This window comes from Niastella populi (genome assembly GCF_002078015.1).
GTDB lineage: Bacteria > Bacteroidota > Bacteroidia > Chitinophagales > Chitinophagaceae > Niastella > Niastella populi.
The window spans coordinates 1-3,890 of record NZ_LWBP01000050.1 but is presented as its reverse complement, the minus strand read 5'-3'; the positions used below and the strand labels follow the sequence as shown (position 1 = coordinate 3,890).

At 42.2% G+C, this 3,890-nt stretch carries 1 protein-coding gene; it reads right to left on the bottom strand.

Going from position 1 to position 3,890, the window contains the following annotated elements; translation table 11 throughout:
- Positions 1-3,890, bottom strand: a 3,890-nt coding sequence (locus A4R26_RS06705) for an FkbM family methyltransferase (protein ID WP_133054571.1), incomplete at both ends; no start/stop codon positions are given.

Sequence of the window (3,890 nt, the reverse complement as noted above, 5' to 3'; positions counted from 1 at the left end):
TTCGCTCAAACACGTCCATTGACTCTATAGACAGTCCTTCTTCACCTTTGCTATTTAATAAACCTTCATTTTCCAGTTCCTTTACCGCATAGTTCTCAAAGATCATAATATGATTCATCAGCTCCATACCCAGTTCACTCTGAGCCTGAACCTCTGACAGATTCATATAATGATGTGATGTACTTTGTATCGATTGTTCCTGCAGTGATTTTAATAGTTTAGCAGGCGTATCATCTGCATCATACTTTACTCTTACCGGGATGGTATTGATAAACAGTCCGATCATCTCTTCAACTCCATGCAAATCGGCCGGACGACCGGATACCACTGCGCCAAACACTACATCATTGGTGTTGTTATAGCGTGACAATAAGTATCCCCATACCCCTTGTACAAAAGTATTTTGGGTGATGCCTGATTGGGTGCAAAGGGTGTCTACTTTCTTAAATAGATCGCCCTCTATTTGCAGGTGTTCACTGGATTCGACATAAGTCGTGTCTGCTGTTGCTGCCTTGAAGGGTATCTCTGCCAGCGTTGAGTAGCCTGACAGGTAATGTTTCCAGTAATTAAGTGAACGCTCCCTGTCGAGGGTTCTTAACCAATTGATATAATTGGAATATGGTACTACCGGTGAGAGGCTCACTGCACTGCCCCTGATTGCTGCACTCAATAGCTCATTAAAGTCATTGATCAGCACACTCACGCACCAGCCATCCATCAAAATATGATGATAACTCCAGATAAACTCGTATTCATCATCTGATAAATCAATAACATGCAGGCGCATCTGAGAAAAGCTGCTCAAATCAAAACCCCTTTCCCTGTCTTGCTGCTTGATCAGCTTTACTTGCACCTGTTGGTCTGCCTGGCTATCCAGCTTCGCACAGGTAAAATTACCTGATACTTCTTTCCTTACTATCTGTAAAGATCTGCCTGCATATTCAGTGCTAAAACTGGTACGTAGCACAGCATGTCTGGCTGTTAATCGATCATAAGCTCCTTCTAACTTCTCAATGTCTAAACTTTTGGCCCGCACCCTATAGGAGATCTGCTCAAAATAAAGGCTGCCGGAGGTTTCAGCCAACCAGTGGTAGTATATTCCTTCCTGAAGAGGAGACAACTCATACACATCCTCAAGCGTGTTGTCGGAGTTAAGTTTGGACAGCTCTTCCTGACTCAGCCCTTTGAAACTTAAATCGGAAGGCGTCAGATGGGTCTGCCTGCTCTTTGCTAATTCTTCTATCAGAAACTGTAAGTTCTTCTTGTAAGACTTAGCTAACTTTTTAATCGTTGCCGCGTTATACCTTGATCTTGAATAGCGGATCGTCATTCCCAGCTCTCCTCTCACCAGCATCCCCGATACATCCAGTATCGTGTGCATTTCATTCTCTTTTGATACCTCTGATCCGAAACCCTCTGATGCATATTCAAATAACGAACCATCATCATTGGATACATTCGCACCAAAATCTCCCAGGTAATTAAAGGTGATCTGTGGGGTAAGCTTACGCACAAGCCTCTCCTGGCTTAAGTAGTGGAGAATGCCATAACCAATACCTTTATTTGGTATACGTCGCAGGGACTCCTTTACTGCTACTAAGCACTCTGCCTGATCGGAAGAACTGGATACATCCAGTACAAATGGATAATGAGTAGTAAACCATCCCACCGTTCTGCTGATGTCTACTCCATCGATGATCTCTTCTCTTCCATGACCCTCCATCTGCAATACGCTTTTATCTACAGACAGAACTTCTTTCAGGGCCAGACCAAGACTTGTCAATAACACATCGTTTATCTCTGTGTTATAAACTCCGTGAACGCGTGTTTGTAATAGCTCAGTGGTCATTTTATCCAGTCTGAAAGACTCAGAAGAATCGATCAGCGCCACCTGATCCTCTTTTACTACTTTATCCTGCGCTAAACCGGCGATCTGCCGATCACATACCTGCTGCCAGTAAGCCCGCTCTCTTTCAATCTTTTTACCTGCTGCATATTCCTTTTGAAGCAATGCCCATCTCTGAAAAGAATCTGTCTTTGACGGCAGACCCGGTTTTTCGCCTTTCTTATAACCGGAGTACAGGTTCAACAGGTCTTCCAGGAGTATACGCCAGGAAATTCCATCCACTACCAAATGATGAATGATCAAACCTAAGCGGTCACCATCCTGCAACCTGAAATGCGCAACTTTGAATAAAGGCCCTTCTGATAACTTTATGCCCGATTGCAGCTCTTCTCCGAGGCGTGCCATCTCACCAGGCGCGTTATCTGATTCGCTTAAATCATAGAAATCAAATGTGTATCTTTTCGACCTTGTGTCCTGGGTATATTGTTGCCATCCTTCCGGGGTCAGTTTATAAACTAACCGAAGGGCATCGTGATGCCTGGTCAGATCTTCTATACTCTTTTCAAGAATTCCGCTGTCGAGTGTTTGCTTAGTATATAGTAGAACAGATTGATTGAAGTGATCATAAACTTTTATCTCTGATGAGTTGAAAAACCACTCCTGTATCGGGGTTAGCACAACCTCTCCATTCACGTCATCCTGATTGGTAACCTGAGTGATCAGCTCCATTAACCGGGCCAGATCCTCCAGTACAGGTGTTCTAAGCAGGTGCTCTACTTTAAGTCTGTACCCGTATTGTTTTAACCTCGCGGCTACCCGGATGGATTTGATGGAGTCTCCGCCAAGATTATAGAAGCTGTCCCTGATCCCGATGCCTTCTCTTTTTAATACGGCTGACCATACCGAAGCCAAAACCTTTTCCTGCTCCGTGCCCGGAGCAATATATTCAATTTTATTATCCAAACTACCAAGGTCAATTTCCAGCAATGCCTTTCGATCTATCTTACCATTCAATGTCAGAGGCAAACCATCCAATAACACTATTTCCGAAGGCACCATATAACCGGGTAGTTTATCTTTTAATCCCTGTCTTACACTTTCCATCAGGGCATTGGTACTGTACCAATGACCTTTAAAAGACGCTTCTATTTTTCCTTCAACAATTTCCTTTTCCCTGATGCAATAAAGATCATAGAGTTTTGTTCCCTTCAAGTCCTCACTTTGGTAAACTGACACAGTGAAGCCATAAGAACTGAGAATTTGTTCTATCTTTCTCAGCCTATCATTATCGTCGTACACCTCGATAACCACCTGATCTATTTTCGCCCAATCTTCCTCAGCAATGCCATTAACAACGTCCAGCTCTGCGGTTTCAACATCTATTTTCAAAAGGTCGATATGAGCAATTGCATTCTCCCTGATTACCTGCGAAAGCGTCTTTAGCTGACAGGTATATTCTTTCTTCACCAATCGATCTTTGAGCAATTCATCCATTTGCTCATCGGTCACTGTTTTTACAACAGCATTTTGCGTATTGTCTATGAATTTTTTAATCGTATCTTTTACCTCATAACTTTCAGAATGTCTTCCTGAGAATATGGTGGTATGTGGGTAAAAATCAAAAATTGCTTCTTCTTCTCTATCCGAAATTCCAACATTGAAAATTTGCACATTCCCATTGTATAGGCTGATGTTTTTTTCAAGCAAACTGTATATTGGAGCAAGCGGTTCGAAAGAATATATTCTGGGGTTTTCAAAGGTGAGTAATGAAAATATTGAAAATGCACCTACATTCGCTCCAACATCAATTATACAGGCATCTTTTGGAATTATAATTCCATGGTTATAGTAGGTTTTTAGCTCAAAAACTTCGTTGTAAAGCCATTTAACTTCAGATCCGTTGTATGCATACATACTCACTCCATTATCCATTTCATACAACGCTGCATCAAATTCCAGCTCCAATTTTCCGGCATTAAGGATTTGATTGACTGTATAAGCTTTATTTTTGCTTGGAACTACGTATGCAATCAGGCTTTTCTCA